The 25,816-nt window shown below is 43.7% G+C and carries 18 protein-coding genes; 13 read left to right on the top strand and 5 right to left on the bottom strand.

All coding sequences use genetic code 11. The annotated features are described in order from the left end of the window. Position 1 precedes the first annotated feature (1 nt). The 3 genes from NXV01_RS23125 (at position 2) to NXV01_RS23115 (ending at position 4,034) form a co-directional block, all read left to right on the top strand. Positions 2 to 1,996: a carbohydrate-binding domain-containing protein gene (locus NXV01_RS23125; protein ID WP_259023286.1), complete on the top strand. Its 1,995-nt coding sequence runs from the start codon at positions 2 to 4 to the stop codon at positions 1,994 to 1,996. Positions 1,997 to 2,094: 98 nt separating this feature from the next. Then, positions 2,095 to 3,309: a sensor histidine kinase gene (locus tag NXV01_RS23120; RefSeq protein WP_148364633.1), complete on the top strand. Its 1,215-nt coding sequence runs from the start codon at positions 2,095 to 2,097 to the stop codon at positions 3,307 to 3,309. Beyond that, a complete protein-coding gene (locus tag NXV01_RS23115) occupies positions 3,306 to 4,034 on the top strand; it encodes a LytTR family DNA-binding domain-containing protein (protein WP_148364634.1) in 729 nt (242 codons plus the stop codon). Before NXV01_RS23120 ends, NXV01_RS23115 begins: the two co-directional genes overlap by 4 nt. A 4-nt stretch (positions 4,035 to 4,038) precedes the next feature. On the opposite strand, the gene NXV01_RS23110 is transcribed toward NXV01_RS23115, so the two are convergent. The 3 genes from NXV01_RS23110 to NXV01_RS23100 form a co-directional block, all read right to left on the bottom strand. After that, the gene (locus tag NXV01_RS23110; RefSeq protein ID WP_148364635.1) at positions 4,039 to 5,223 is read right to left on the bottom strand and encodes an aminopeptidase C; all 1,185 of its coding nucleotides are present in this window, start codon (positions 5,221 to 5,223) and stop codon (positions 4,039 to 4,041) included. 285 nt (positions 5,224 to 5,508) lie between these two features. Continuing rightward, positions 5,509 to 6,714 (bottom strand): hypothetical protein, encoded by a 1,206-nt coding sequence (locus NXV01_RS23105; RefSeq protein WP_217723063.1) that lies wholly within the window; start codon positions 6,712 to 6,714, stop codon positions 5,509 to 5,511. Further along, positions 6,711 to 8,036: a DUF4270 domain-containing protein gene (locus tag NXV01_RS23100; protein ID WP_259023285.1), complete on the bottom strand. Its 1,326-nt coding sequence runs from the start codon at positions 8,034 to 8,036 to the stop codon at positions 6,711 to 6,713. Before NXV01_RS23100 ends, NXV01_RS23105 begins: the two co-directional genes overlap by 4 nt. 192 nt (positions 8,037 to 8,228) lie before the next feature. On the opposite strand from NXV01_RS23100, the gene NXV01_RS23095 reads away from it, so the two are divergent. Then, the gene (locus tag NXV01_RS23095) at positions 8,229 to 9,287 is read left to right on the top strand and encodes a kelch repeat-containing protein (RefSeq protein ID WP_259023284.1); all 1,059 of its coding nucleotides are present in this window, start codon (positions 8,229 to 8,231) and stop codon (positions 9,285 to 9,287) included. Continuing rightward, positions 9,274 to 9,597: a DUF4907 domain-containing protein gene (locus tag NXV01_RS23090; protein ID WP_259023283.1), complete on the top strand. Its 324-nt coding sequence runs from the start codon at positions 9,274 to 9,276 to the stop codon at positions 9,595 to 9,597. Before NXV01_RS23095 ends, NXV01_RS23090 begins: the two co-directional genes overlap by 14 nt. 105 nt (positions 9,598 to 9,702) lie before the next feature. Here NXV01_RS23090 and NXV01_RS23085 read toward each other — a convergent pair whose 3' ends face one another. Beyond that, a complete protein-coding gene (locus NXV01_RS23085; RefSeq protein WP_217723057.1) occupies positions 9,703 to 10,227 on the bottom strand; it encodes a hypothetical protein in 525 nt (174 codons plus the stop codon). Positions 10,228 to 10,411: 184 nt separating this feature from the next. Here NXV01_RS23085 and NXV01_RS23080 point away from each other — a divergent pair, with 184 nt between their 5' ends. Both NXV01_RS23080 and NXV01_RS23075 read left to right on the top strand, forming a co-directional pair. Then, complete coding sequence (locus NXV01_RS23080) at positions 10,412 to 12,634, top strand: cation:proton antiporter (RefSeq protein ID WP_259023282.1); 2,223 nt, start codon at positions 10,412 to 10,414, stop codon at positions 12,632 to 12,634. Further along, positions 12,615 to 13,460 carry a patatin family protein gene (locus NXV01_RS23075; protein ID WP_259023476.1) on the top strand — a complete coding sequence of 282 codons (846 nt, stop codon included), beginning with the start codon at positions 12,615 to 12,617 and terminating at the stop codon, positions 13,458 to 13,460. The genes NXV01_RS23080 and NXV01_RS23075 overlap by 20 nt, the downstream gene beginning before the upstream one ends. Here NXV01_RS23075 and NXV01_RS23070 read toward each other — a convergent pair. After that, complete coding sequence (locus NXV01_RS23070) at positions 13,452 to 14,474, bottom strand: YafY family protein (protein WP_117935904.1); 1,023 nt, start codon at positions 14,472 to 14,474, stop codon at positions 13,452 to 13,454. The genes NXV01_RS23075 and NXV01_RS23070 overlap by 9 nt on opposite strands. Positions 14,475 to 15,920: 1,446 nt before the next feature. Between NXV01_RS23070 and NXV01_RS26100 the strand changes: the two genes are divergently transcribed. The 6 genes from NXV01_RS26100 to NXV01_RS23040 are packed head-to-tail and all read left to right on the top strand — an operon-like array spanning position 15,921 to position 25,810. After that, entirely contained in the window at positions 15,921 to 16,841 is a 921-nt protein-coding gene (locus NXV01_RS26100; RefSeq protein ID WP_371826262.1) for a family 43 glycosylhydrolase, read from the top strand. A gap of 49 nt (positions 16,842 to 16,890) precedes the next feature. Then, a complete protein-coding gene (locus NXV01_RS23060) occupies positions 16,891 to 19,107 on the top strand; it encodes a glycoside hydrolase family 3 C-terminal domain-containing protein (RefSeq protein WP_259023280.1) in 2,217 nt (738 codons plus the stop codon). A 32-nt stretch (positions 19,108 to 19,139) separates the two neighbouring features. After that, positions 19,140 to 22,004 (top strand): glycoside hydrolase family 3 C-terminal domain-containing protein, encoded by a 2,865-nt coding sequence (locus NXV01_RS23055; RefSeq protein WP_259023279.1) that lies wholly within the window; start codon positions 19,140 to 19,142, stop codon positions 22,002 to 22,004. 30 nt (positions 22,005 to 22,034) lie between these two features. Next, positions 22,035 to 23,750: a sialate O-acetylesterase gene (locus tag NXV01_RS23050; protein ID WP_259023278.1), complete on the top strand. Its 1,716-nt coding sequence runs from the start codon at positions 22,035 to 22,037 to the stop codon at positions 23,748 to 23,750. A 34-nt stretch (positions 23,751 to 23,784) separates the two neighbouring features. Then, on the top strand, positions 23,785 to 25,482 hold the full coding sequence (locus NXV01_RS23045; RefSeq protein WP_148364640.1) for a family 43 glycosylhydrolase: 1,698 nt from the start codon (positions 23,785 to 23,787) through the stop codon (positions 25,480 to 25,482). Then, positions 25,466 to 25,810 carry a hypothetical protein gene (locus NXV01_RS23040; RefSeq protein WP_259023277.1) on the top strand — a complete coding sequence of 115 codons (345 nt, stop codon included), beginning with the start codon at positions 25,466 to 25,468 and terminating at the stop codon, positions 25,808 to 25,810. The genes NXV01_RS23045 and NXV01_RS23040 overlap by 17 nt, the downstream gene beginning before the upstream one ends. The last annotated feature ends 6 nt before the right edge of the window (positions 25,811 to 25,816 follow it).

Raw genomic sequence — 25,816 nt, 5'->3', positions numbered from 1 at the left:
TATGAAAAGGATTGTGTTGTTTTGGATACCGCTTTTATTGCTGTTGTTGGTGAACTGTACGACGGAATCATTCGATTTCGGCGATCAGGAAGGAATATTGGTCGGAGGTTCGGGAGGTGGAGGAAGCAGTCAGCCCAACCCGACGATTCCCGAGGGATCGGAAGATTTATTGGGATTTACAATCACTTTTGATGAAAGTGATAAAACGGCGTATGGAAGCATGTCGGAAACGGTTACTTCCGATGATGATTTTATAGAGAACTCCCAATTCGCCTCTGTGGTGACGATTATCTATAATGGAACGACTGCTGCGGTAAGCAATGGTGTTTCAGGAGTGGAAGTGTCTTCCAATGGGGCGCATGTCGTGGTTAATTCTACAGTCAGCGGAGTAGAATATGTGTTGAGCGGGACTACTACGAATGGCTCGTTCAAGGTATATAGCGAAAAGAAATTCAAATTATCACTGGCAGGGGTGTCTATACTCAATCCGGTAGGTGCTGCCATTAATATCCAGTCTTCCAAACGTGTGTTCGTGGTATGTGCAGACGGAACAACGAATGTGTTGACAGATGGTTCTTCTTATACGGCAACTACTGATGGAGAGGATATGAAAGCCTGCCTGTTCAGTGAGGGACAGCTTATTTTTAGTGGTGGTGGTTCGCTCACAGTTACCGGAAATTATAAACATGCCATCACAAGCGATGATTATGTGCGTTTCCGTAGCGGGTGTAATATTACGGTAGCTTCGGCCAAAAAAGACGGAATCCATACTAATGAATCTGTGATTATCGGCGGCGGAATACTGAATATATCTTCTGACGGCGATGCTATTCAGTGTGAAGAGGGAGGAATTACGATGACCGGAGGATTTGCCAAACTCTCTACAACGGACAATAAAGCGCATGGGTTGAAATCTTGTCTGGATGTGGTAATCAGTGGCGGTGCTATTCAGGCACAAGTGGCGGGAGCAGCCTCCAAAGGAATATCCTGTGATGGTAACCTGACCATCTCCGGAGGAAAGCTGACTGCATTCACTTCTCAAACCGCACTTTATGAAGACAATGATTTGAGTTCGTGTGCAGGAATTAAATGTGACGGAAATATCCTGATTACAGGAGGGGAGATCGCCATACAGAGTACAGGTGGAGCCGGTAAAGGTATCAACTGTGACGGTTCGATTACCATCAATGACGGCACGGTGAAAGTGATAACTACCGGTACGCAGTGTGTGTATGGCAAGCTCGACTCGTCGGCAAAAGGAATCAAAGCGAACGGTGCGTTGACAATCAATGGAGGAACGGTGCTTGTGAAGGCTACCGGTGGGAAAGGCAGTGAAGGTATCGAGAGTAAAAGTGTGTTGACTGTCAATGAGGGTACGGTTGCCGCCCTTTGTTACGATGACTGTATGAATGCAAGCAACAGCATTGTTCTTAATGGTGGCAATATTTATTGTTATAGTTCCGGAAATGACGGCATTGATTCTAATGGTACGCTGACCATTACGGGGGGAGTGATCGTATCTTCGGGTACTACTTCTCCCGAAGACGGATTCGATTGCGATCAGAATACCTTTAAGATTACCGGGGGGATTGTTCTGGGTATTGGAGGAGGAACAAGTACACCTACATCAAGTGTATGTACGCAACGCAGTGTGATCTATGGTGGTTCGGGAAGTAACGGAGAAATACTGAATATCCAGTCAGCCGACGGAACCAATGTACTGACTTATCAGATTCCCCGTGCTTATTCTCAAATGACGGTATTGTTCAGCAGTCCGAATCTGACTTCGGGCGGTAGTTATATCATCTCAAAAGGAGGGGCGGTTTCCGGTGGTTCCGAGTTCTTCGGATTATATACGGGAGCCACTTATTCCGGTGGCACACAGGCAGCAACGTTTACCGCCAGTTCGATGGTGACACAAGTTGGCAGCACTTCCGGCGGTGGCCAGCCCGGTGGTGGAGGCGGCGGACATGGCCCTGGCGGATGGGGATGGTAAACAGCAGTTTACCGTCGAAATCCGTCCTTTGGTCGATTCTATTTGTGATAAAGTAGGTTCGGTTTTATCTTTGTTTCGATAATCAGAAGCAATAAGGCATGAAAAGACTGCGTAAACAACACATGCTGGAGCAGAGTATTTACGGAGCTATCTGGATCGTAATATTTCTTCTTCCGCTGATAGGCGGATACTTTGCCATGAGTGGAGGACTTGAGCGGGAGGAAACCCGTATGATAATCCGCGAATCATGGTTGAGTATCCTTCCTTTTTTCGTGCTTTTCCTGTTGAACAATTATGGCTTGGTTCCCTATTTCCTTTTTAAGAAAAGGTATTGGCAGTATACTGTTTCGTTGATTTTTGTAATAGGAATGATTTGTTGGCTTTCTCCGTCTCCTTCTGCCAATCATTTCCCCAAAGATTTCAAGCGAGGAGAGTTGCCTCTTCGTATGAAGGAGAACCGGAGAGATCAGATTATTAAGATGAGAGAAAAAGCGAGGAAGGAAGGGGATGTACATTGGAATGAGTCCAATCCCGAACAACATCCTAGGGGAATGGGAGCTCCAAATGGTCCCGGAGGATTTCCAAAACCGACTCCTTTTCCTTATCCTCCTTTTGTGCTCCGCTATCTTATTCATTTCATCATTGCCTTTTTGATGGTAGGATTCAATATCGCCATCAAACTTTTCTTTAAATCTTTCCGTGATGAAGAAATGCTGGAGGAGCTGGAACATCAACGCTTGCAATCGGAACTGCAATATTTGAAGTATCAGATTAATCCTCATTTTTTCATGAATACGCTTAATAATATTCATGCCTTGGTGGATATTGATACGGGGAAAGCGAAAAGTTCGATTGTGGAACTCTCTAAACTGATGCGTTATGTACTCTACGAAGCGAGTAATAAAACAATTCTGCTTTCACGTGAGGTTCAGTTTCTTAAGAATTACATTGCCCTGATGAGTTTGCGTTATACCAACAAAGTTTCTATTAAGATGGATTTTCCGGCCGAAGTGCCCGAAGTGCAGATTCCCCCTTTACTTTTTGTCTCTTTTGTGGAAAACGCCTTTAAGCATGGAGTCAGTTACCGTAGCGAGTCTTTTATTCATGTCTTGATGCAGTTGGATGAGGGCAACCGGCTTTCATTCCGTTGTTCCAACAGCAATAATGGTTCGGCTGACGAACAGCATCATGGCATCGGACTCGAAAATATCCGTAAGCGGTTGAGGCTTTTATTTGGCAATGATTATACGCTTTCCATTACCGAAGAGGAACATAAATTTGATGTCTTACTTATTATACCTTTATTAGAATGAAATGTATAGCAATAGATGATGAGCCGTTAGCATTGACGCAGTTGTCGGATTACATATCCCAAGTACCTTTTTTGTCTTTGGTAAAGTCATGTCAGGATGCGTTCGAGGCAATGAAGATATTGTCCGAAGAGGAGGTTGATCTGATTTTTGTGGATATTAATATGCCCGATTTGAACGGACTGGATTTCATACGTTCTTTGGTGAACCGTCCGTTGGTGATTTTCACTACTGCTTATTCTGAATATGCGGTAGAGGGCTTCAAACTGGATGCCGTGGATTATCTGCTGAAACCGTTTGAGTTCCAGGATTTATTGAAAGCGGCGGATAAAGCCCGCAGACAATTTGAATATCGTTTGTTGGAGCAACAGGGTGAAATAGGGAATGCTTCGCAGATAAAAGGAGATTCGTTATTCGTGAAGAGCGATTATAGAGTGGTCCGCATCGATGTGAAGAATATCCGCTATATTGAGGGGATGAGTGAGTATGTGCGTATCTTTGTGGAAGGAGAGGACAAGCCGGTAATAACGCTTGCCAGCCTCCAGAAAATGGAAGAACGGCTTCCCACGCATTTCATGCGGGTCCACCGTTCTTATATTGTCAATCTTCGCAAGATTACCGAAGTTTCCCGTCTTCGTATTATTTTTGATAAGAATACTTATATTCCTGTCAGCGATAATTATAAGGAGAAATTTACGGAATACATTGGGAAATTAAGCCTTTCTTAAATAATTATTTAATTCCCAGTTTCTTGGCAATTTCTTTAGGAAGTGCGTCTTTATGCACCAGGATATTCATTGTCTTGTAGGCAACGAATGCTTTGGATGCATACCAGATACCATTATATTTGCCTGATTTACCCCAAGAGTTTTTCACCATGAAGTATTCTTTTCCGTTCTGGTCTTTAGCGATACCGTAGATTACCATTCCGTGGTCGTCTGTTGTTTCCCAGTTGTCAAAAGCAACTTGGCGCATTTCCTGGGTAATGTCCTTTTCAGGGAAAGGTTTGGTGAATAGTTCTCTGCGTTTGTCGGCAGCAGTCAGTCCTGTCCAACGTGCCATGTCCGAACCGGACAGTTCGGATTCTTTGGCTGCATCCGGCATTACGGCGATACCGTCACGTGAGAATCCTTGTTCGCTGACATCGCTACCCCATGCAAAGGTATAGCCTTTCTTTACAGCATTGTCCATAACAGCCATCAGCTCTTCGATAGGCAGGTTGTAAGACAGGCCATTGCGCCAGTTATCCTGAATTTCGATGGCGAATTGAGAATAGAACGGATGGTGTGTATAAGAAGTCAGTGATACATAGTCGTTATAGTTCAATCCCAGTGATTCGGCAAAAGTCTTTGGAGTATATTCTTTGCCTTTGTAGGTGAACTTTTCCGGACATGCTCCCAGGTAAGTGTCATAAATGGCGCTTAGTCCGTTTTTCCATACCGGAGTCAGTTTGCTCAACTTACCTTTTGCAATCGCATTGATGTAACCGGAAGCAACAGCATCCAGTTCGTTATGTACCGGCAGCGTATCACCGTACATAATACCCGGCATCACTTCTTGCGGAACGATACCATAATTTTTGATACAGTACATTACATCATAAAAACTTCCGCCCGGTGAGAAAGAACTGTCACCATGGTAACGTACATAGTTTACTCCGCGGTCTTGCATTGTTTTGTGTACAACAAACATTTCAGACAGGTCGTACTCACCTTTACCTAAACGAAGTAGTTCTGATTCAACAAATCCGAGAGTTGAGAAACTCCAGCAAGTACTCGAACGATTTTGGTTCTTGATAGAAGTTATCGGATTTTCTTTCACTGTCGTGAAAACAAAACCTTCTTCAGGTTTTGCATCTTGTGCCATAACACTTAGGCTGAATAGGCCTAAAGCAGCAATAAGGATTGTCTTTTTCATTCCTATGAAATTAATATTAAATGTTTTGGCTACAAATATAGGAAAGTTTCACCACAGAGTACGCAGAGGACACAGAGTTTTTTTATTATACATTGTTCGTTCTGTTATTCTGCACCTGTCGAACGTGCTCTTCTCTACGTATATATCAGGAGAGTAGATGCTTCGACTACGTTCAGACTATACCTTGATAAGAATATCTGAAGATGTTTTGAGCGGAGATAATGGCAGATCGATTTATTTCTTAAGAAAAAACTCTGTGTCCTCTGCGTACTCTGTGGTGAGTCTTTATTGTATCTTGGCGCGGTAAGTTCGTTCGGAGAAAGTAATATTCAGGAACAGGGAAAAGCTATTTTCTTTCTGCATACCATTAGGTATTTTCATCCGACCTTTATATTTCAATCCGAGGGAGAGGACATTATTATTGCGTAATCCGAAGTTAAGTCCGGTGCTGACATAATATTCGGTTGCCTTTTTCTTTTGAATGACAATATAGGAATTGTTGATACCTGTTCCCAATAGGATGCTGACCGGATTGCGATAGACATTGCCCAATGTATATCTTCCACCGGCTGATAACCGGTGTTGATTCTCAAAACTGACGTTAGATTGGGAAGATTGCATCCGGCTCCAGTCCACATATTTGTAGTCGATGGTTGCCATCCATCGCAAAGTGTTGTAGGAAGCTCCTATCCCTAAGAATTGAGGAAGACATTGGCGATAGCGTTTCAGGCTTCTTTCAATATCACCCCCTCCCGAACTGCTACTAACGTATAAGTTATTATCTTGCTTAAAATCCTGCGAGTAACCATATACGGCACCGGCAACGAAAGAACGTTCGCGGTCTATAGCCCATTTATACTGTACACCAAAATCCGCATAAAAAGTATGTTTGTAGGAACTGGTTTCTTCTGTGGCAGTACCTTGCGTCTCCGTTTGTGTGATAGTCCCCGTCACATAAGAGAGATTGGTGCCGACAGAAAATCCTTTGCCGAAAAGGTAAGCCGTACTGATACCCATCTTGGAAAGCCCTCCTTCACCCTGAAAGAGAGAAGAGATGGTACCTCCATTGGTGCCTGCCACCTCTTCATCCAGCGTGATGGCATATCCTACACTGCTGACGGGAGCCATGAAAATAGCTCCATACCAGCGTGGAATAATCCGGCAGCCGATACTTAGGTTATTCAGATTTCCGGTGACGGAACGGTTGCTTGCTCCTCGTTGCGAATAAATCTGGTATGCTCCCATGATACCGGCATCGATCTGGAAGCGTTGTTCGGTCAACTCTGTGAGTGAAGCCGGATTGGCACTGTTCAGGAAATTATTTCCTCGCAATGCAATGCCTGCGCCGCCCAATCCGGCATATTGCCCGCCTTCTCCGGTTGAAAGCTCTCCCAGTCCGAACATGGAAGTAGGGGAGTTCGTTGTATTTTGTGCAATGATTATAGAGACAGGAGTATAGAATGCCAGAAGGCAAAACAAAATCTTTTTCATTGTTGATAAGTTTTGTAAAGTATGATAAGTTTGGTATTCTTTTTATTGGCAGTATGTTCCCCGTCGCCGAAGATAACGCCTTGGAGAGTGGTATAGAACAAGTTGTCCGGAAGAAATAATTGTAGTTTCTGACGGTCATATCCGGTAGTTCCCAGGTTTGTTTGCAGGAAAGAGGTGATGTCAAAGGAGTAATAAGTCTCCTCATAAGACATCTCATCGACTATCAGGTTCCCGCTTTGTACGGAACTCCCGGTGAGGTCGGTGATTACACTTTGCGTCACATTTTCATTGTTGGCGGTGTAGAGAGCCAGGCTTTTGGGCAACGGGTACATGCCGTCATAAGTTCCTTTCACCGGATATAGCTGTAACGTTGCGCTCTCGATGGTCACAAGCTCTCCTTTCTCGCAGAGATTATTTAAATGTGGGAAGTCGATGGTGACATACATGCCGGTCATTCCCTGCAAATAAGCCTGATGCTCGCTTTTTCCGGAAGAGTATTCATTACCGTCTCCACTTTGCAGGTTGACTATCGGGGTGTTTGAGCGGTCCTGTTCTATTTTGTTGTAAGTTAAGGTGCTGCTTGTGTTGAAAACCAATGTTTTTTCGTTCAGTGTTTCCGTAATCTGGTGATAGTAGACTGTGATGCACATACTGGAGTCGTTGACTTGAAATCCGCTGATACAAGCGTCATTTGCATCGGGTATGAAAGCAATTCCCTTGAAATAATCATGGAAGAAATTCTGGGATTGTACCCATCGGCCATCATTTAGCATCAAGTTGAACCATTCTTCTCCCCATGCGTCCGGCAATCGTATTTCCAGTTCCTCGCTCGGTGAGCCCGGAGTAGGACGAAAGTCGAAAGATGCCAGTGGAGTTTCGTTGTAGTAGGCAGTAGTAGTGTTGTATAGGTACCCTCTATCGTCCAGTTCTATATTCTTTGTCAGTTCATGCAGATAAATGCGTTGTTTTTTTAGTGTATCTCCCAGATAATTGCCCGAAGAATACAGGCGTATGGTGATCGAATCGAACTCATACTGGATGTTTTCATCAAAAGAATAGGAAGGTACTTCATACTCTGCATAAAAAGAGGCGGTAATTTTCCCCCATAAGTTGTCGTCACGATATCCTATCTGACAAACCGTATCTCCCGAAGTGGCTACGGAGTCGCTTAATACTGTACTAAGTAATACCGTACAGGTGTCCATCTGCGCGTTGAGAAATGAACTTTGTACCCATTTCGCTCCTATGGACGATGAATCGTCTACACAAGCAAAAAAAGAAAGAGAGATAAAGAATGAAAAAAGTTGTATGATTGACTTCATGTAGTAAAAATGAAATTGGTTTTGTAGCGGCAAAAGAAGAGGTTTTCAACAGTCCTCCAAAAAACTATCGACTAAATCTCTGTATTTGTCGACCTGAATTTTGTTGGTAGATAGAATGTCTTTATTTGTCGATAGTTTTTTTATGCGTGCCCGTTGCCGCCTACATTTGCGGTTGTAATCAACGACATATTTATGAATACGAAAATGAATAAATTACTTTGCATGATGGTGGTGCTGCTTTCATTGGCGGCATGTACGGATGATACTGAATATACGGCAGGTGTGTGGTATCGCCGTTCTGATTTTGATGGTGTGGCGCGTACGGACGCAGCTGGTTTTACGATTGGTAATGTAGGGTACCTCTGCACCGGATACCGGGGGAGTACCAAAGACCGTTTGAAAGATTGCTGGGCGTATGACATTGAGACTAATTCGTGGACACAGTGTACATCAATGCCCGATGCGGCTCCTGCCCGGAATGCGGCTACAGGTTTTGCAGTAGGTACCAAAGGATATATTGCTACCGGTTACGATGCGACGAAAAAGGATTATCTGAATGATTGCTGGCAGTATGATCCTGCCACGAATTCATGGAAGGAGATGGCTTCTATCCCGGATGGAACTGATGGAACTAATATCTATGGTAAACGGTATTATGCGCTTTCTTTCGGCATTGGTCAGTATGGGTATTTGGGTACAGGTTACAACGATAATTATCAAAAGGACTTTTGGAAGTTCGACCCGTCAGTGGGAGATAAAGGAGAGTGGACAGCCATGAGTGGATTTGGCGGGCAGAAGAGAATGGGCGGTATGGCTTTCGTCATAGATGATATCGCTTATATCTGTGGTGGTGAGAATAACGGTTCGGATGTGACGGATTTCTGGTGTTTTAATCCGGCAACGGGTACTTGGAAAGAATTGCGCGAACTTTACGATAAGAGTGATGATGATTATGACGACGATTACACTTCTATCGTCCGTTCTTATGCTTGTGCTTTCGTGATCGACGGTAAAGGATATATTGCTGTGGGGCAGACTGCAGGTGGTAGTTATCGTTCCAATTATTGGATTTACGACCCTCTTACAGACCTATGGGATGGAGAAGATTTGACAAATTTCGAAGGAAGTACACGTTCGAAAGCCGTATGCTTTTCTACCGGAAAACGAGGAATTATAGCTACGGGAGGGGCTTCTACTTATTATTACGATGATACTTGGGAGTTGAAACCTTATGAATATGAAGAGATATAAAAAAACAATAGGTATTAGTTGCTTTGTCTTGCTGCTTTTAGTGGGAATCATATATGGGTATATGCATCCGATAAATATATATCGGCTGGAAGTAACTCAAGTTGAAGGTAGTGGATACGGTTATAAAATTTATGAGAGAGGGCGTTTGATAATTGTTCAGCCTTTTATCCCGGTTGTATCCGGGAAAAGGTCTTTTCAATCAGTACAGGATGCCCAATGTATCGGAAACTTAGTGCTGGAACGGATTAAAGCCGGAAATGATTTTGCTATATCAAAGGCCGATCTGGATAACTTGGGAATTGTGTATTAATGCCATCTTGTTGGCACAGTCATGCCACCCTATTGGCACGACTGTGCCAACGCGGTGGCATGACTGTGCCAATACGATGGCACAAGATAAAGCGTTAAGTGCGAATTATTTCTTTTCTCCTTTGGGTGCTACTACATAATCTTCTTTGATAAACTCATCATACACACGCTTCGGATGGTCGAACGGTGCAATCCCATTCCTTTGTTCATTGAAGTTTTCCCGGCGGAATTGTTTCAGTTTCAGGTTATCTTCTGCATATTCCCTCAATTTCTTATGCTCATTTCCATAAAGCGAACTTTCAGTCACGTCAGAATTGAGCAGATTTTCTTTGGGAGTAATTGTTGGTAGGAGCACTTGTTCCAACAGACCACGATAGGCACCGTTATATTCGCACCATACGATATCGTTGGTTACAAATATACGATAGGAGTACTTAGACCAGGCAGTTTTGATTTCAATAGATGTAGCATAAATTTCAATGGTAGCTTCTGAACCATACGCTTGGTCACGGATCACAACGGTCGTCCGACCGCTAAGTTCTTCCTTCACGGAAGTTTGCCATTTATCAGAGTGTAAGATTTCTTCGATAATTTCCGGCAAATTTTCTTTAATCTCAAACTGTATTCTCATGGTGCTTGCCTGCGGGCAGGACTTTTTTGATTTTTTCCTCCTTAAACAATTAAGCTAGCCTAAAGTTACATAGATTAAAGCAAAAAAACAAGATTTTGTTTGAGAATTTATTCTTTTTGCCAAACTATCTGCCTTTTTCGTTTGTTTTTATAATAAATATGCACAAATCGTAAAAATAGAGTTTATGCGGAATAGGGCCCGGAAGAATTATGTCATTTATGTATTGATGTTGCTCCTGTTTGGAGGGTTGATTTATGTCGCTATTGAAGAGGGTGACCGGTTTTCGCACTATGCGATAAATGCGCATAACGTGGCACAGGGAGACCCTTTCAGCCTATTTCTTCAGTTTATACAGGACAATATTCATCATCCGCTCTCTACCTTATTGATTCAGATTATAGCTGTATTGGTGATGGTGCGTCTTTTTGGCTATTTATTTAGCCTGATCGGGCAACCGGGAGTGATTGGTGAGATTGTTGCCGGTATCGTGTTGGGACCTTCCGTGCTCGGCTTTTTCTTTCCGGATGCTTTTCATTTTCTTTTTCCGGCTCACTCGCTTACCAATCTTGAATTATTGAGTCAGGTGGGACTGATACTTTTCATGTTTGTCATCGGTATGGAGCTGGATTTCAGTGTGCTGAAAAATAAGATCAATGAAACGCTGGTGATTAGTCATGCCGGAATTTTGGTTCCTTTCTTTCTGGGTATTTTGTCTTCTTACTGGGTGTATGAAGAATATGCCGCCGACCAGACTCCATTCCTTCCATTTGCTCTGTTTATAGGTATTTCTATGAGTATCACCGCCTTTCCGGTATTAGCGCGTATCATTCAGGAACGGAATATGACTAAGACTCCTTTAGGCACGCTGACTATTGCTTCCGCGGCCAATGACGATGTGACGGCCTGGTGTCTGTTGGCAGTAGTTATCGCTATCTCCAAAGCGGGAAGTTTTGCCAGTGCACTATATTCAGTTGGACTGGCAGTTGTGTATATTGCAGTCATGTTTTTGGTCGTTCGTCCGTTTTTGAAGAAGGTAGGAGAGGTATATGCCAATCGGGAAGTTATTAATAAAACATTTGTAGCATTTATTCTGCTCATTCTTATTATTTCCTCCTGTCTGACGGAGATTGTCGGTATTCATGCCCTGTTCGGAGCTTTTATGGCAGGGGTGGTGATGCCGTCCAATTTGGGTTTCCGGAAGGTGATGATGGAAAAAGTGGAAGATATATCTTTAGTCTTCTTTTTACCTTTATTCTTTGCTTTCACCGGGTTACGTACGGAAATCGGTTTGATAAACAGTCCGGAGTTGTGGATGGTATGTCTGCTGTTGGTGACGGTTGCTGTTGCCGGCAAACTGGGTGGGTGTGCCATCGCTGCCCGTCTGGTGGGTGAATCGTGGAAGGATAGTTTGACGATAGGGACATTGATGAATACACGGGGATTGATGGAGCTTGTCGCTTTGAATATCGGTTATGAAATGGGAGTTCTTCCCCCGTCTATATTCGTAATTTTGGTCATTATGGCGTTAGTTACGACCTTTATGACTACTCCTTTGCTTCATTTGGTGGAACATATTTTCGTACGTCGCGAAGAAAAGTTATCTTTGAAGCATAAATTGATATTTTGTTTCGGACGTCCGGAATCCGGGCGTGTATTGCTTTCCATTTATAGTTTGTTATTTGGGAAGCAGTTGAGGAAAAATCATTTGATTGCGGCACACTATACGGTAGGCACGGATTTGAATCCGTTGAATGCCGAGCATTATGCCAGCGAGAGTTTTGCTTTGCTCAATCAACAGGCAGTGAAATTGAATATTCAGGTGGATAACCATTATCGGGTGACGGACAAACTTGTACAGGAAATCATTCATTTTGTCCGTAAAGAACATCCTGATATGCTGCTTTTGGGAGCCGGAAGCCATTACCGTACGGATATGCCGGGGACTCCGGGGGCTATTTTATGGTTAACGCTTTTCCGGGATAAGATTGATGATATTATGGAGCAGGTGAAGTGTCCGGTAGCTGTATTTGTCAATCGTCAGTATCGGGAAGGCGCAATGGTTAGTTTCGTACTTGGTGGAATGATTGATGCATTTCTTTTTTCGTATCTGGAGAAGATGTTGCAGAACGGGCATTCGATACGTCTTTTCCTCTTTGATACGGACGATGAGGAGTTTCGCGGATGTATTGATGATTTGCAGGCACGTTATCCGGGACAAATGATTATAGTATGGTTTGAAGGAGTTGAAGATTTAGTGACTAAAGAGAAAGACGGACTATTGATAATGAGTCATCTTTCTTATACGAAATTATCCGAGGATGAGGCTGTGATACGAGAATTGTCATCTCTGCTGGTGATCCGCCGGAATAAGAATGCGGGAGATAAAAATGAAGGACTTGAAAATTGACGAATCTACGGGATTAGTGTTGGAAGGCGGGGGAATGCGTGGAGTATTTACCTGCGGCGTACTTGATTACTTTATGGATCATGATATCCGGTTTCCCTATACGATAGGAGTGTCTGCCGGTGCGTGCAACGGATTGTCGTATGCATCGCGGCAACGGGGACGTGCCAAATACAGCAATATTGACCTGTTGGAGAAGTACAACTATATCGGTCTGAAACATTTGCTCAAAAAGCGTAATATTTTGGATTTCGATCTATTGTTCAAAGAATTTCCCGAACACATTCTTCCTTATGATTATGAAACATATTTTGCTTCACCGGAACGTTTCGTGATGGTGACTACTAATTGCATTACGGGAGAAGCCAATTATTTCGAAGAGAAAAAAGACAGTAGCAGGGTGATCGATATTGTTCGTGCATCCAGCAGTCTCCCTTTTGTGTGTCCTATCACTTATGTAGACGAGGTTCCTATGCTCGATGGAGGAATTGTAGATTCCATCCCTCTGCAAAGAGCTATTGCGGATGGCTGTAAGAGAAATGTCGTGGTACTTACCCGTAACCGGGGATATCGGAAAGATTCGAAAGACATTTGTATCCCTTCGTTTGTATACCGGAAATATCCGAAGTTGCGTGAAGCGTTAAGTCGCCGGTGCGCTGTTTATAATGAACAGCTGGAAATGGTGGAACGTATGGAAGATGAAGGGAAGATTGTCGTTATCCGTCCTTTGAAACCTGTAGCTGTAGACCGTATAGAAAAAGATGTGCAAAAGCTGACAGAGTTTTATCAGGAAGGGTACGAATGTGCGAAAGCTTTGTTTTCACTTTGACTTAGTATATTGCTTGGCAGCCTTTTCCAATTTCCGACTCATTAATTCTACCAATGTTTTGGGATAAAGAATTTCTATTCCGTCGACATATCCGAAGAATACCCGTTCTAACTCGTGGTTGATTACGACTTCAATTTCCAGTATGACGCTTCCGTCAGGTAGCCTTTCCACCAGTTGTTGACTGCGATGTATAGGCTTGGTTATGATGTAAGGTGCTTCGGCTGCCGCTACTTTGAAGCCAACTTTCTCCGCTACGCTTCCGGAGTTTTTGGTGACACCTACCAGGTCGTCGAAGAACGTATTCGGATCGAAGAATGTATTTTTGATATAGTGTTCTTGTGGCAGAACTTCCAATGATTGTATTCTGTCCAAAGCTAAATTCTGCAATATTCGTCCGTTTCCTCTGACCCCATAAACGAACCATCGGTTGCGATATTCTTTTAATAGATAAGGATAGAAAATAAAGCTGTTTGCCGAACGTGCTTTGAACGAACGATATTTGAGTTGTATCGGGTGCTCGTTGACAATCGCATGATAGATGGTGTCCAGATAATCCAGTCCTTTCAACGATTCATTCTTTTCAAAGTCAATGACAGGAGTGGTTTTCATCCGGGCAGAAGCAACATGGTCTTCCAGGCGATTGATAATCTCGCTCATTTCCGTGAAATAGGAGAAACCTTTAAATTGTCGCAGCACTTCCACTGCTTCCGACATCATTTTCAGGTCTTGTTCGTTCAGTGGGGTTTGTGTGATACTGTATTCCGGATCTTCATATTTATAGTATTTATTCTCGTACACCACAATCGGAGCATTATAGCCTAACTTCTCGCTACGCATCATCTGTATGTCCATTTGTACCGTCCGTTTGCTTATCCCTTTATCAATGCCTTCATATTCATAAAGAGCATCTGAACAGGCGTCTACCAAGTCTTCCAATGTCCAGCGTCGATACGGATTACGCAGACAGTTGTCAATCGTTTTATAACGGATTAGAGCATTTCTATTTGCTGGCATAAGTAGAAGAATAAAGATTTGCTTCAAAAGTAGAAAAATAAATTCAGGAAAACAAAAAGGTTACAGGGCTTTATTTCCATAATATTTTCCTAATTAGGTATCTATTTCTACTACTTTATCTTTTTTTTTCTCGATTAATTCGATTTTAAGTCATTATTAATTCACTTTTGTGGAATTTATTAAGGGATGCCTCTTTACTTTGCTGAAAATAGTTTTAAGGACTTAATGGTATAACATGAAAAACAAAGAAATAACATGGTAAAAAGGTTGAATTGGTTATTGGTCTATTTATTGTTTTCAATAGGGATAATGGCACAGTCCGGCGGCAGGAAACAGTATAATTCTTACAAAGGATTGGTTATGGCTGGTTATCAGGGGTGGTTCAACACCCCTGGTGACGGTTCCGGCCGTGGATGGCATCATTACAATGGTCGTGAAGGATTTCGTCCGGGATCGTGTTCCGTAGATCTTTGGCCGGAGGTATCGGAGTATAAGAAGCTCTATAAAACGGATTTTACTTTTGCGGATGGTAAGTCTGCATCCGTCTTTTCTTCTTATGACAAATCGACTGTCAATGTTCATTTCAGATGGATGAAAGAGTATGGACTGGATGGAGTGTTCATGCAGCGTTTTATCGCAGAAATCCGGAATGAAAGCGGATTGCAGCATTTTAATAAAGTATTGAACTCGGCAATGAAAGCTGCTAATAAATATGAACGGGCTATTTGTGTAATGTATGACTTGAGCGGGATGCAGCCTGGAGAAGAAAAACTGTTGCTCAAAGACATTGCGGAAATTGCGCAACGCCATTCTTTAAAAAATCATGCGAAAAACCCTTCTTATCTGTATCACAATGGCAAACCGTTGGTAACAGTATGGGGTGTGGGATTTAATGATAATCGCCGTTATGGATTGAAAGAAGCTGCACATATTATCGACGGCTTAAAATCACAGGGATTTAGTGTGATGCTTGGAGTACCTACCCAATGGCGGGAGCTGAAAGGGGATACGGAATCAGATCCCAGGTTGCATGAGCTTATCAGAAAATGCGATATTGTGATGCCTTGGTTCGTGGGACGTTACAATGAAACCACTTATCCGAAATATCAGAAGTTGGTGGAAGAAGATATCCAGTGGGCGAAAAAGAATCAGGTTGATTATGTACCGTTGGTTTTTCCGGGTTTCTCCTGGGGGAATATGAAAGGTAAAGATCATAATTCATTTATCCCCCGCAATAAAGGCTCTTTTCTTTGGAAACAGATGATGGGAGCTATCCGGGCGGGTGCCGAAATGATTTATGTAGCTATGTTTGACGAAATTGATGAGGGGACGGCTATCTTTAAATGTGCAAAGGAAGTTCCGACAGGGAAAAGTACATTCGTTCCTATCGAGGAGGGAGTGGAAAGTGACCATTATCTGAAACTGGTTGGTGAAGCCGCTAAGGTTCTGCGCAAAGAAAAGGCGATAGCTTTTAATACCAGTCTGAATCCGGCAACTCCGAATCCTTTCATCCGGCATATGTACACAGCAGACCCTTCGGCTCATGTTTGGGAAGACGGACGTCTGTACGTATATGCTTCCCATGATATTGCACCTCCGCGAGGTTGTGATTTGATGGATCGTTATCATGTGTTTTCAACCGATGATATGGTGACCTGGACGGATCATGGAGAGATATTAAGCTCCGATCAGGTGCCATGGGGACGCAAAGAAGGAGGATTTATGTGGGCTCCGGATTGTGCTTATAAAAACGGTACTTACTATTTTTATTTTCCTCATCCCAGTGAAACAGACTGGAACGACAGTTGGAAGATCGGAGTGGCTACCAGCAATAAACCGGCGGAAGGATTCAAAGTGCAGGGATATGTTGAAGGGATGGATCCGATGATTGACCCTTGTGTCTTTGTTGATGACGACGGGCAGGCGTATATTTATAATGGCGGTGGCGGCACCTGTAAAGGAGGTAAGTTGAAAGATAATATGATGGAGCTGGATGGTCCGATGCAACTCATGAAAGGACTGGAAGATTTCCATGAGGCAGCTTGGATTCACAAATATGATGGAAAGTATTATCTCTCTTATTCCGACAATCATGATGAAAACTGGAACGATGGAGTGAAGGGGGACAACCGGATGCGCTATGCGATCAGTGACTCTCCGTTGGGACCTTGGGAATCGAAAGGTATTTATATGGAACCGACTGACAGCTATACCAATCATGGATCTATTGTCAAGTTCAAAGGACAATGGTATGCCTTTTACCATAACAGTGCGTTGTCCGGACACGACTGGCTTCGTTCTATCTGTGTAGATAAACTGTATTACAATCCTGATGGTACGATAAAGTTAGTAAGGCAAACCAAATAAGTGATTGCCCCTTTTAAATTTTATTTCTGCAATTAATAAATCTGATAGTATGAAGTTGAATAAAATAGTCTGTTTAGCCGTTTTATGCAGTGTAGGTAGTCGGATGACGGCACAGGAAACGTATCCGTTCCGCAATCCGCAACTCTCTGTTGAACAGCGTGTCGACGATCTGGTTTCCCGTTTGACTTTGGAAGAAAAGGTGAAACAGATGTTGAATAGCACTCCTCCCATTGACCGTTTGGGTATTCCTGCTTATAACTGGTGGAACGAATGTCTGCATGGTATCGGTCGTACCAAATATCATGTCACCGTATTCCCACAAGCCATCGGCATGGCTGCTGCCTGGAATGATGCATTGATTAAAGAAGTTGCTTCCTCCATCGCTGACGAGGGTCGGGCTATCTATAACGATGCGCAGCGTAAAGAGGATTATAGCCAATATCACGCATTAACTTACTGGACTCCTAATATAAATATATTCCGTGATCCTCGCTGGGGACGCGGACAGGAAACCTATGGTGAAGATCCTTTTCTGACTTCTAAAATTGGAGAATCCTTTGTGTTGGGATTGCAAGGAGACAATCCCCGTTATTTAAAAGCCTCGGCTTGTGCCAAACACTATGCCGTGCATAGCGGGCCGGAGAAAAACCGTCATAGCTTCAACTCGGATGTAAGTACTTATGATTTGTGGGACACTTATCTGCCGGCTTTCCGTACATTGGTTGTTGATGCCAAGGTATCCGGCGTGATGTGTGCATACAATGCTTTTCAGGGGCAGCCTTGTTGCGGCAATGATTTGCTGATGCAATCTATTTTGCGTGATAAATGGAATTTTAAAGGATATGTCACTTCTGATTGTGGCGCTATCGATGATATATTCAATCACCATAAGACCCATCCGGACGCAGCAACGGCAGCAGCCGATGCCGTATTTCATGGAACCGACTTGGATTGTGGACAAAGTGCTTATCTGGCATTGGTCAAAGCGGTAAAAGACGGAATTATCACAGAAAAACAAATTGATGTATCTGTCAAACGTCTGTTTGAGATTCGTTTCCGCTTGGGATTGTTTGACCCGGTGGAAGAAGTGGATTATGCACGTATTCCTGTTTCTATTCTGGAATGTAGAAAACATCAGGATTTAGCCAAACAACTGGCACGTGAGTCAATGGTATTACTAAAGAACGACCAATTATTACCACTTCAAAAGAATAAACTGAAAAAGGTGGTAGTAATGGGATCGAACGCAGACTGCAGGGAATCGTTACTTGGAAACTATAATGGACAGCCTTCCCGTATGCTGACTCCTTTGCAGGCCATTCGTGAACGTTTGAATGGTTGGGCAGAAGTCATATATATAGAAGGTGTAGATCATGTAGATGCTGTTCCCGAAAATCAATTGAAAGAATACATGAGACAGTCCAAGGAAGCAGATGTCGCCATTTTTGTCGGCGGTATCAGCCCGAGACTGGAAGGTGAAGAAATGCCGGTCAGCAAAGATGGATTTGATGGCGGCGACCGTACGACAATTGCTTTACCGGCAGTTCAAACTCAAGTGATGAAAGCATTGGCTGCAGAGCATATTCCGACGGTTTTTGTGATGATGACAGGCAGCGCATTGGCTATTCCCTGGGAAGCCAAGAATGTTCCGGCTATACTGAATGCCTGGTATGGCGGACAATATGGAGGAGAAGCTATTGCTGATGTATTGTTGGGAGATTACAATCCTTCAGGAAAGCTTCCGGTCACTTTTTATGCACAGGATAGTGATTTGCCCGACTTCGAATCGTATGATATGCAGGGACGTACCTATCGCTATTTTAACGGAAAAGCTCTTTATCCTTTTGGCTATGGATTGAGCTATACGGATTTTACTTATTCTTCACTGAACCTGCCTAAAGTCTGTCACACCACAGACAAGGAAGTGCAGGTAACTGTAACGGTGAAGAATACCGGACGGTTGGAAGGTGAAGAAGTAGTTCAGCTTTATATATCCCATCCTGATAAAAAGATATTGGTTCCGTTGACCGCATTGAAAGGTTTTAAACGGGTGCACTTACGGTCTGGTGAAGCACAACGCCTGACATTTTCCCTGTCTCCGGAAGACTTGTCTTGTGTGGATGAAAATGGCATCCGGAAGGTCCTGCCGGGAACAGTAAGAATACAGGTTGGCGGTTCTTCACCTGTGCCGACGCTGGCTACTCCTTTGAAACTGGTAGAAAGTACATTGAAAATGATTGGAAATACACATATAATAGATAAATGAGATTCTGATAATATTAGAAAAACGAATATAACATGAAAAACAAAATGAAATGGATGTTGGCAATAGGATTATTGTCATGTTCGATGGCAATGGCGCAGCAACAAAGTGATATACTGTCGGTATCGGCTTCTGCCAATGCGGACAATGCTGCTTTAGCTTTTGATAAAAATGTAAAGACGATGTGGACATTACCTTCGCAGGCACTAAAGACCGAGCAATGGCTGATGTTTACCATCCAGCAACCGGGTGATGTTTGCGAACTGGATCTTCAGATGCAGGGAGTCAACAAAAATGAACTGAAAGAGGTATTGGATATCTTTGTCACTTATGACCCGATGAATCTGGGAACTCCCGTAAACTACCGGATAGAAGGCAATGACAAACAGATGAAAGTGAAATTCACTCCTAAATATGGTGCTCATGTCAAGTTGAATTTCAAGCCGGGAAAGCTGGATAAACCTTTCTCTCTAAAGGAGATTTCAGTATTGGTAGCAGAGAAGGTACTGACAGATAGTAAAGGGAAAGTGACTGACCGTCGTTATATGGATGCATCGCTTCCGGTAGAAGAACGGGTGGAAAGTCTGCTGGCAGTGATGACACCCGAAGATAAAATGGAATTGATTCGTGAAGGATGGGGGATTCCCGGTATTCCTCATTTATATGTACCGCCTATCACAAAAGTGGAAGCCGTACATGGTTTCTCGTATGGAAGCGGAGCGACTATTTTTCCGCAGGCTTTAGCAATGGGAGCCACCTGGAACCGGAAGCTGACGGAAGAAGTGGCGATGGTAATCGGAGACGAAACGGTAGCTGCCAATACAAAGCAGGCATGGTCACCGGTGCTGGACGTTGCGCAGGATGCACGTTGGGGACGTTGTGAAGAGACTTTTGGAGAAGACCCGGTATTGGTATCACAAATAGGTGGTGCATGGATCAAAGGATATCAGTCCAGAGGATTATTTACCACTCCCAAGCATTTTGGCGGACATGGTGCTCCATTGGGTGGGCGTGACTCGCATGACATCGGTTTGTCTGAACGTGAAATGCGTGAAGTTCACCTGGTGCCGTTCCGTCATGCTATCCGAAACTATGACTGTCAGTCTTTGATGATGGCTTACTCCGATTATATGGGTATTCCGGTTGCCAAGAGTATGGAACTGCTGCAACAGATTTTACGGCAGGAATGGGGCTTCAACGGATTTATTGTCAGTGACTGTGGTGCTATAGGTAATCTGACTGCCCGTAAACATTATACGGCACAAGACAAGATTGAAGCTGCTAACCAGGCATTGGCTGCCGGTATTGCAACTAATTGCGGTGATACTTATAATAATAAAGAAGTGATTCAGGCCGCCAAAGACGGCCGCATCAACATGGAAAATCTGGACAACGTATGTCGTACCATGCTTTCTACCATGTTCCGTAATGAACTCTTTGAAAAGAATCCCTGCAAACCGTTGGACTGGAAGAAGATTTATCCGGGATGGAACTCTGACAGCCATAAAGAGATGGCACGTCAGGCAGCCCGTGAATCTATCGTAATGTTGGAGAATAAAGAGAACCTTCTGCCTTTGACCAAGAACCTGCGTACAATAGCTGTACTGGGTCCCGGAGCAGACGATCTCCAACCGGGTGATTACACTCCGAAATTACTACCCGGACAGTTGAAGTCCGTATTGACAGGCATTAAAGAGGCTGTTGGTAAGCAAACGAAAGTTCTTTATGAACAGGGTTGTGACTTTACAAATCCAGATGAAACGAATATTCCCAAAGCAGTAAAAGCAGCTTCTCAATCCGATGTTGTAGTAATGGTATTGGGGGATTGTTCTACCAGCGAAGCCACCAATGATGTTCGCAAGACATGCGGCGAGAATAATGACTGGGCCACTCTGATTCTGCCGGGTAAACAACAGGAATTGCTGGAAGCGGTTTGTGCGACAGGTAAACCGGTGATTCTGATTCTTCAGGCAGGACGTCCTTATGATATTCTGAAAGCATCGGAAATGTGTAAAGCTATTCTCGTAAACTGGTTACCGGGACAGGAAGGCGGCCCGGCAATGGCAGATGTACTGTTTGGTGATTATAATCCCGGCGGTCGCTTGCCGATGACTTTTCCGCGTCACGTAGGACAACTTCCTTTATATTATAATTTCAAAACATCGGGGCGTCGTTACGAATATGTAGATATGGAATATTATCCTCTTTACCGTTTCGGATTCGGTCTTAGCTATACCTCTTTTGAATATTCGGATTTGAAGATACAGGAAAAACCGAATGGAAATGTGACGGTTCAGGCTACAGTGAAGAATACAGGAAGCTGTGCCGGTGATGAAGTAGTACAATTGTATGTGACGGATATGTATGCCAGCGTCAAGACCCGTGTTATGGAGTTAAAGGATTTCGACCGTATTTATTTGCAACCGGGAGAATCGAAAACCGTCTCTTTTGAACTGACACCATACGATATTTCATTGCTCAATGACCACATGGACAGAGTAGTGGAAAAAGGAGAATTCAAAATATGTGTCGGTGGCATGAGTCCTGACTATGTGGCCAAGAATGAGATTAAACATAGTGTGGGTTACAGCGATAAGAAAAAAGGGGTGACCGGTATGCTTAACTATACGCACGAATTCGGTGCCGACTTTATCCTTTCTATATCCAAAGTGGAAGAGAATCTGACGAAGAATCAAAAGACTGTATGGGTCAGCGTGAAAAACAATGGCACGCTGATGGATATTGGCAAGGTGGAAATGTTTGTTGACGGCAAAAAAGCAGGGGATGCCATTCATTATGAACTGGGAGCCGGAGAAGAAAAACTGATTCCGTTCAAACTGGATAAAGACAACAAGCAACCTGTTGCTTTTACTACTAAATATAAGATGGTGGTTCTGTAGAGCCATCACCTTCATCTAATTCCTGATAAAATGAAACAATTACTTTTGGTTTCGTGCTTGCTGTCACTGTCCGCTATCTTGGGATTGCCGGAAGTGAAAGCAGATGTAAGGATGCCTTTGATTTTCGGCAACCACATGGTTTTGCAGCAAGATACCCGGATTACGATTTGGGGATGGGCTGATGCCGGAGAAAACATTGAAGTACTCTTTGCCGGACAAAAAGTGAGAACCACTGCCAATGCCGACGGGACATGGCAGGTAAAATTGAAGCCGGTAAAAACGAAGAAAAAAGGAGAGACGCTGACTATTACCGGAAAAAATAAACTGGTTTATTCGGATGTACTGGTAGGTGATGTATGGGTTGCTTCCGGACAATCAAATATGGAGTGGGGGATCAAGGTCAGAAAAGAATATGCTGATGATATAGCTCATTCGGAAGATTCATTGTTACGTTTATTCTTTGTTCCTAAAAATACATCGCTACAGCCATTGTCGGAGATTGAAATTCCTCAAGGAACAGCCAGTCCCGAACGGGCTGCCAGGTGGGTGCTTTGTACTCCGGAGATGCTGGCAAAAATAAATGGGCAGGGTTTCTCTGCTACTGCCTATTACTTTGCACGTGATATGCGCGTTGCAAACGGACGTCCGTTAGGAGTGATACAGTCCGCCTGGGGTGGTACACGTGCAGAAGCTTGGACAAGCCTTTCCGGGCTAAAGCAGGAGCCAGCATTGGCTCATTATGTAGCTGCTTACGAGAAAAATGTGAAAGATAATCCGGAAATACTGGCTACTTATCCGCAAAAGCAGAAAGAGTTTGATACAGCAGTCAGAGAATGGGATCAAACAATAGGTAAAGAGTGGAATCAGGCACAGAAAGAATGGGCGGTAGCCGTACGGGCTGCACAAGCCGATGGGAAACCAGCGCCCGCCAAACCGGAACCCAGAGTACCTCGTCCACCCAATCCACGTAAACCGGACGGTGGAAATAACGGCCCGGCTAATCTGTTTAACGCCATGATTTCTCCTTTAATTCCGTTAAGTATCAAAGGTGTAATCTGGTATCAGGGTGAATTTAATTCCGGTGGCTCGGCAAAAGAATATGCGACACTTTTTTCCCGGATGATTACAGATTGGAGGGAGAAATGGGGAATAGGAGATTTTCCTTTTGTATATGTACAGCTTCCTAATTTTGAGCCTGTAGATCAGGAGCCTTCTGTTGAGGGGAACGGTTGGCGTTGGGTGCGCGAAGGTCAGTTGAAAGCACTGAGCCTGCCTAATACTGCGATGGCGGTAACGATTGATGTTGGCGACCCGTTCGATTTGCATCCGGTTGATAAATATGATGTAGGACATCGGTTAGCTCTTGTTGCCCGTAAATTGGCATATGGAGAGAAAGTTGTTGGTATGGGACCTCTTTATAAGAAAATGTCAGTGAAGGGCAATAAAATTATTTTGGAGTTTACCAATCAGGGTAAGAAGTTGATGATAGGGACTTCTCCCTATATCCCTGAAGGAGAACAGGCTCGTCCAAAGCCGACAAAGCTCACGGGATTTGGCATTGCCGGGGCCGACCGTAAATTTGTTTGGGCGGATGCCGTCATAGAAGGTAATAAGGTCATTGTATCGAGTCCTGAAGTTGCCGAACCCGTAGCTGTACGCTACGGATTTTCCAATAGCCCGCGTTGTAATCTGTATAATGAGGAAGGGTTGCCGGCATCGCCTTTTCGTACAGATCACTGGGAATGACACAAATACCGGAATAAATAAAAAGAAAAACACCATGAAGAGATCTACTCATCTATTAATTGCAAGCGTATTGGCAGGATGTATCACTTCCTGTTCATCAGGAAAGCGAATCGCCCAACATCGGATAGTAACTAATCCGATGAATCTGAACTACCGGTTTCAACCGAAAGACGAATCGCGTCGGGAAGCTGCTGATCCGGTATTGGAGTATTTTAAAGGCTATTATTATTTATTTGCGTCCAAGTCCGGTGGATATTGGCGCTCTGAAGATCTGGCCGACTGGGAATATGTTCCTTGTACGACTATCCCCACATTGGAAGATTATGCTCCTACCATTCTTCCAATAGGAGATACGCTCTATTTTACTACTTCCAGTGGGAAAACACAGATTTTCAAAAATGCCCATCCGGAAAAAGATACTTGGGAGGCTGTAGATACCAAACTGACCTACCGGCTTCACGACCCGGCTTTCTATAGTGATGAGGACGGTAAGGTGTATATGTATTGGGGGTGTTCGGATAAGGACCCGATTATGGGGGTGGAAGTAGATCCGAAAGACGGTTTTCGTGCGTTGGGTGAAGCCAAAGCACTGATCGCGCATCATGGAGACAAGTATGGCTGGGAAGTTCCCGGAAAGAATAATGAAGAACCGCGTCAGGGATGGAACGAAGGACCTTGTATGCTGAAATATGAAGGACGTTACTATTTGCAATATGCGGCTCCGGGTACTCAATATCGTATCTATGGCGATGGAATCTATGTAGGAGATACTCCTTTGGGGCCTTTTGAATATGTGGAAGACAATCCGTTCTCATTTAAACCGGGAGGCTTTATCGGTGGGGCAGGACACGGACATACTTTTCGGGATAAGTATGGAAACTACTGGCACGTAGCTTCCATGATCATTTCCGTTCGTCATATGTTTGAACGGCGGTTGGGACTTTTCCCGGTTGCTGTATCCAGTCGCAACGGTATATATGCTCACACAGTCTGGTCGGATTATCCTTTCTATATTCCTAACCGGAAAGTTGATTTTGATAAAACAGATTTGAGTATGGGATGGAATCTGCTTTCATACCGGAAACCGGTACAGGCTTCTTCGTCTCTTGCCGGCTATGAACCGGGCAATGCAAATGATGAACAGATTGAAACATGGTGGGCTGCTCAAACCGGAAAAAAGGGCGAATGGTTGCAGGTTGATTTGGAGACTCCAATGTTGGTAAATAGTATACACGTGAATTTTGCCGACCATCACTTCAAGGTTTTCGCACCACACCCTCCCGTTGTTTATCAATTTTTTATCGAAGGTTCGGCAGATGGGAAAAAATGGATGAATTTGTTTGATGAAACAGAGAATGGAAAAGATGAGCCTCATCGCCTGTTTACGTTGGATAAACCCGTGAAGGTCCGTTATTTGAGAATTTGTAACGCTAAAGAGATGGATGGGTGCTTCTCTTTATCCGGTTTCCGTGTATTTGGTAAAGGAGAAGGTGCTGCTCCTTCTAAGGTGACAGGCTTCCGGGCAATCCGGGATTCGGAGGATAAACGAATGTACCGTTTCACTTGGGATGCACAAGAAGGGGCTACCGGATACGTGTTACGGTGGGGAACACAGAAAGATAAGTTAACGCACGCAGTGACGGTATTTGACAATCAATATGAAGCCCGTTACTTTAACAGAGACTCGGAATATTATTTCTCGATAACGGCATTTAATGAGAATGGTAATTAGTGAAATGAAAGGTCGTTCTTCATGGAAAAAAGGTTCCGGGATAGCTCCGGAACTGATAGCTCCCCAACCCGGCAAATGGGAAAAAGTAAAGATTAAAATCCCTTCTGCAATCAATGTCAATGACTGGGGAAGAGGTAGCAAGGTTGGAGCAGGGACACCACGACCGTATACACCGAGTTCGGTCTATTTCCCTAGCTATCCGGAACATTGGGTATATACCCGCATGGGATGGTTGTGTCGTAACTTTCGTATTCCTGCCTCTCATGGCCTGAAACAGGAAGACCTTCCCAAAGATTTGAATAAACCGTTGATTGCTTCCTTTATATAAACCTTT

This window comes from Bacteroides sp. BFG-606 (assembly GCF_024788145.1).
Taxonomy (GTDB): domain Bacteria; phylum Bacteroidota; class Bacteroidia; order Bacteroidales; family Bacteroidaceae; genus Bacteroides; species Bacteroides vicugnae.
The sequence above is the reverse complement of the archived record's forward strand: the minus strand, read 5'-3'. Positions and strand labels throughout refer to the sequence as shown.

What these genes read in the sequence shown, in the direction of transcription:
- NXV01_RS23095 (WP_259023284.1), top strand. Translation starts at nt 8,229, where the DNA reads ATGAATACGAAAATGAATAAATTACTTTGCATGATGGTGGTGCTGCTT.
- NXV01_RS23040 (WP_259023277.1), top strand. Translation starts at nt 25,466, where the DNA reads ATGAGAATGGTAATTAGTGAAATGAAAGGTCGTTCTTCATGGAAAAAA.
- NXV01_RS23075 (WP_259023476.1), top strand. Translation starts at nt 12,615, where the DNA reads ATGAAGGACTTGAAAATTGACGAATCTACGGGATTAGTGTTGGAAGGC.
- NXV01_RS23110 (WP_148364635.1), bottom strand. Translation starts at nt 5,223, where the DNA reads ATGAAAAAGACAATCCTTATTGCTGCTTTAGGCCTATTCAGCCTAAGT.
- NXV01_RS23105 (WP_217723063.1), bottom strand. Translation starts at nt 6,714, where the DNA reads ATGAAAAAGATTTTGTTTTGCCTTCTGGCATTCTATACTCCTGTCTCT.
- NXV01_RS23080 (WP_259023282.1), top strand. Translation starts at nt 10,412, where the DNA reads ATGCGGAATAGGGCCCGGAAGAATTATGTCATTTATGTATTGATGTTG.
- NXV01_RS23050 (WP_259023278.1), top strand. Translation starts at nt 22,035, where the DNA reads ATGAAACAATTACTTTTGGTTTCGTGCTTGCTGTCACTGTCCGCTATC.
- NXV01_RS23125 (WP_259023286.1), top strand. Translation starts at nt 2, where the DNA reads ATGAAAAGGATTGTGTTGTTTTGGATACCGCTTTTATTGCTGTTGTTG.
- NXV01_RS23100 (WP_259023285.1), bottom strand. Translation starts at nt 8,036, where the DNA reads ATGAAGTCAATCATACAACTTTTTTCATTCTTTATCTCTCTTTCTTTT.
- NXV01_RS23070 (WP_117935904.1), bottom strand. Translation starts at nt 14,474, where the DNA reads ATGCCAGCAAATAGAAATGCTCTAATCCGTTATAAAACGATTGACAAC.
- NXV01_RS23045 (WP_148364640.1), top strand. Translation starts at nt 23,785, where the DNA reads ATGAAGAGATCTACTCATCTATTAATTGCAAGCGTATTGGCAGGATGT.
- NXV01_RS23060 (WP_259023280.1), top strand. Translation starts at nt 16,891, where the DNA reads ATGAAGTTGAATAAAATAGTCTGTTTAGCCGTTTTATGCAGTGTAGGT.
- NXV01_RS23055 (WP_259023279.1), top strand. Translation starts at nt 19,140, where the DNA reads ATGAAAAACAAAATGAAATGGATGTTGGCAATAGGATTATTGTCATGT.
- NXV01_RS23085 (WP_217723057.1), bottom strand. Translation starts at nt 10,227, where the DNA reads ATGAGAATACAGTTTGAGATTAAAGAAAATTTGCCGGAAATTATCGAA.
- NXV01_RS23090 (WP_259023283.1), top strand. Translation starts at nt 9,274, where the DNA reads ATGAAGAGATATAAAAAAACAATAGGTATTAGTTGCTTTGTCTTGCTG.
- NXV01_RS23115 (WP_148364634.1), top strand. Translation starts at nt 3,306, where the DNA reads ATGAAATGTATAGCAATAGATGATGAGCCGTTAGCATTGACGCAGTTG.
- NXV01_RS23120 (WP_148364633.1), top strand. Translation starts at nt 2,095, where the DNA reads ATGAAAAGACTGCGTAAACAACACATGCTGGAGCAGAGTATTTACGGA.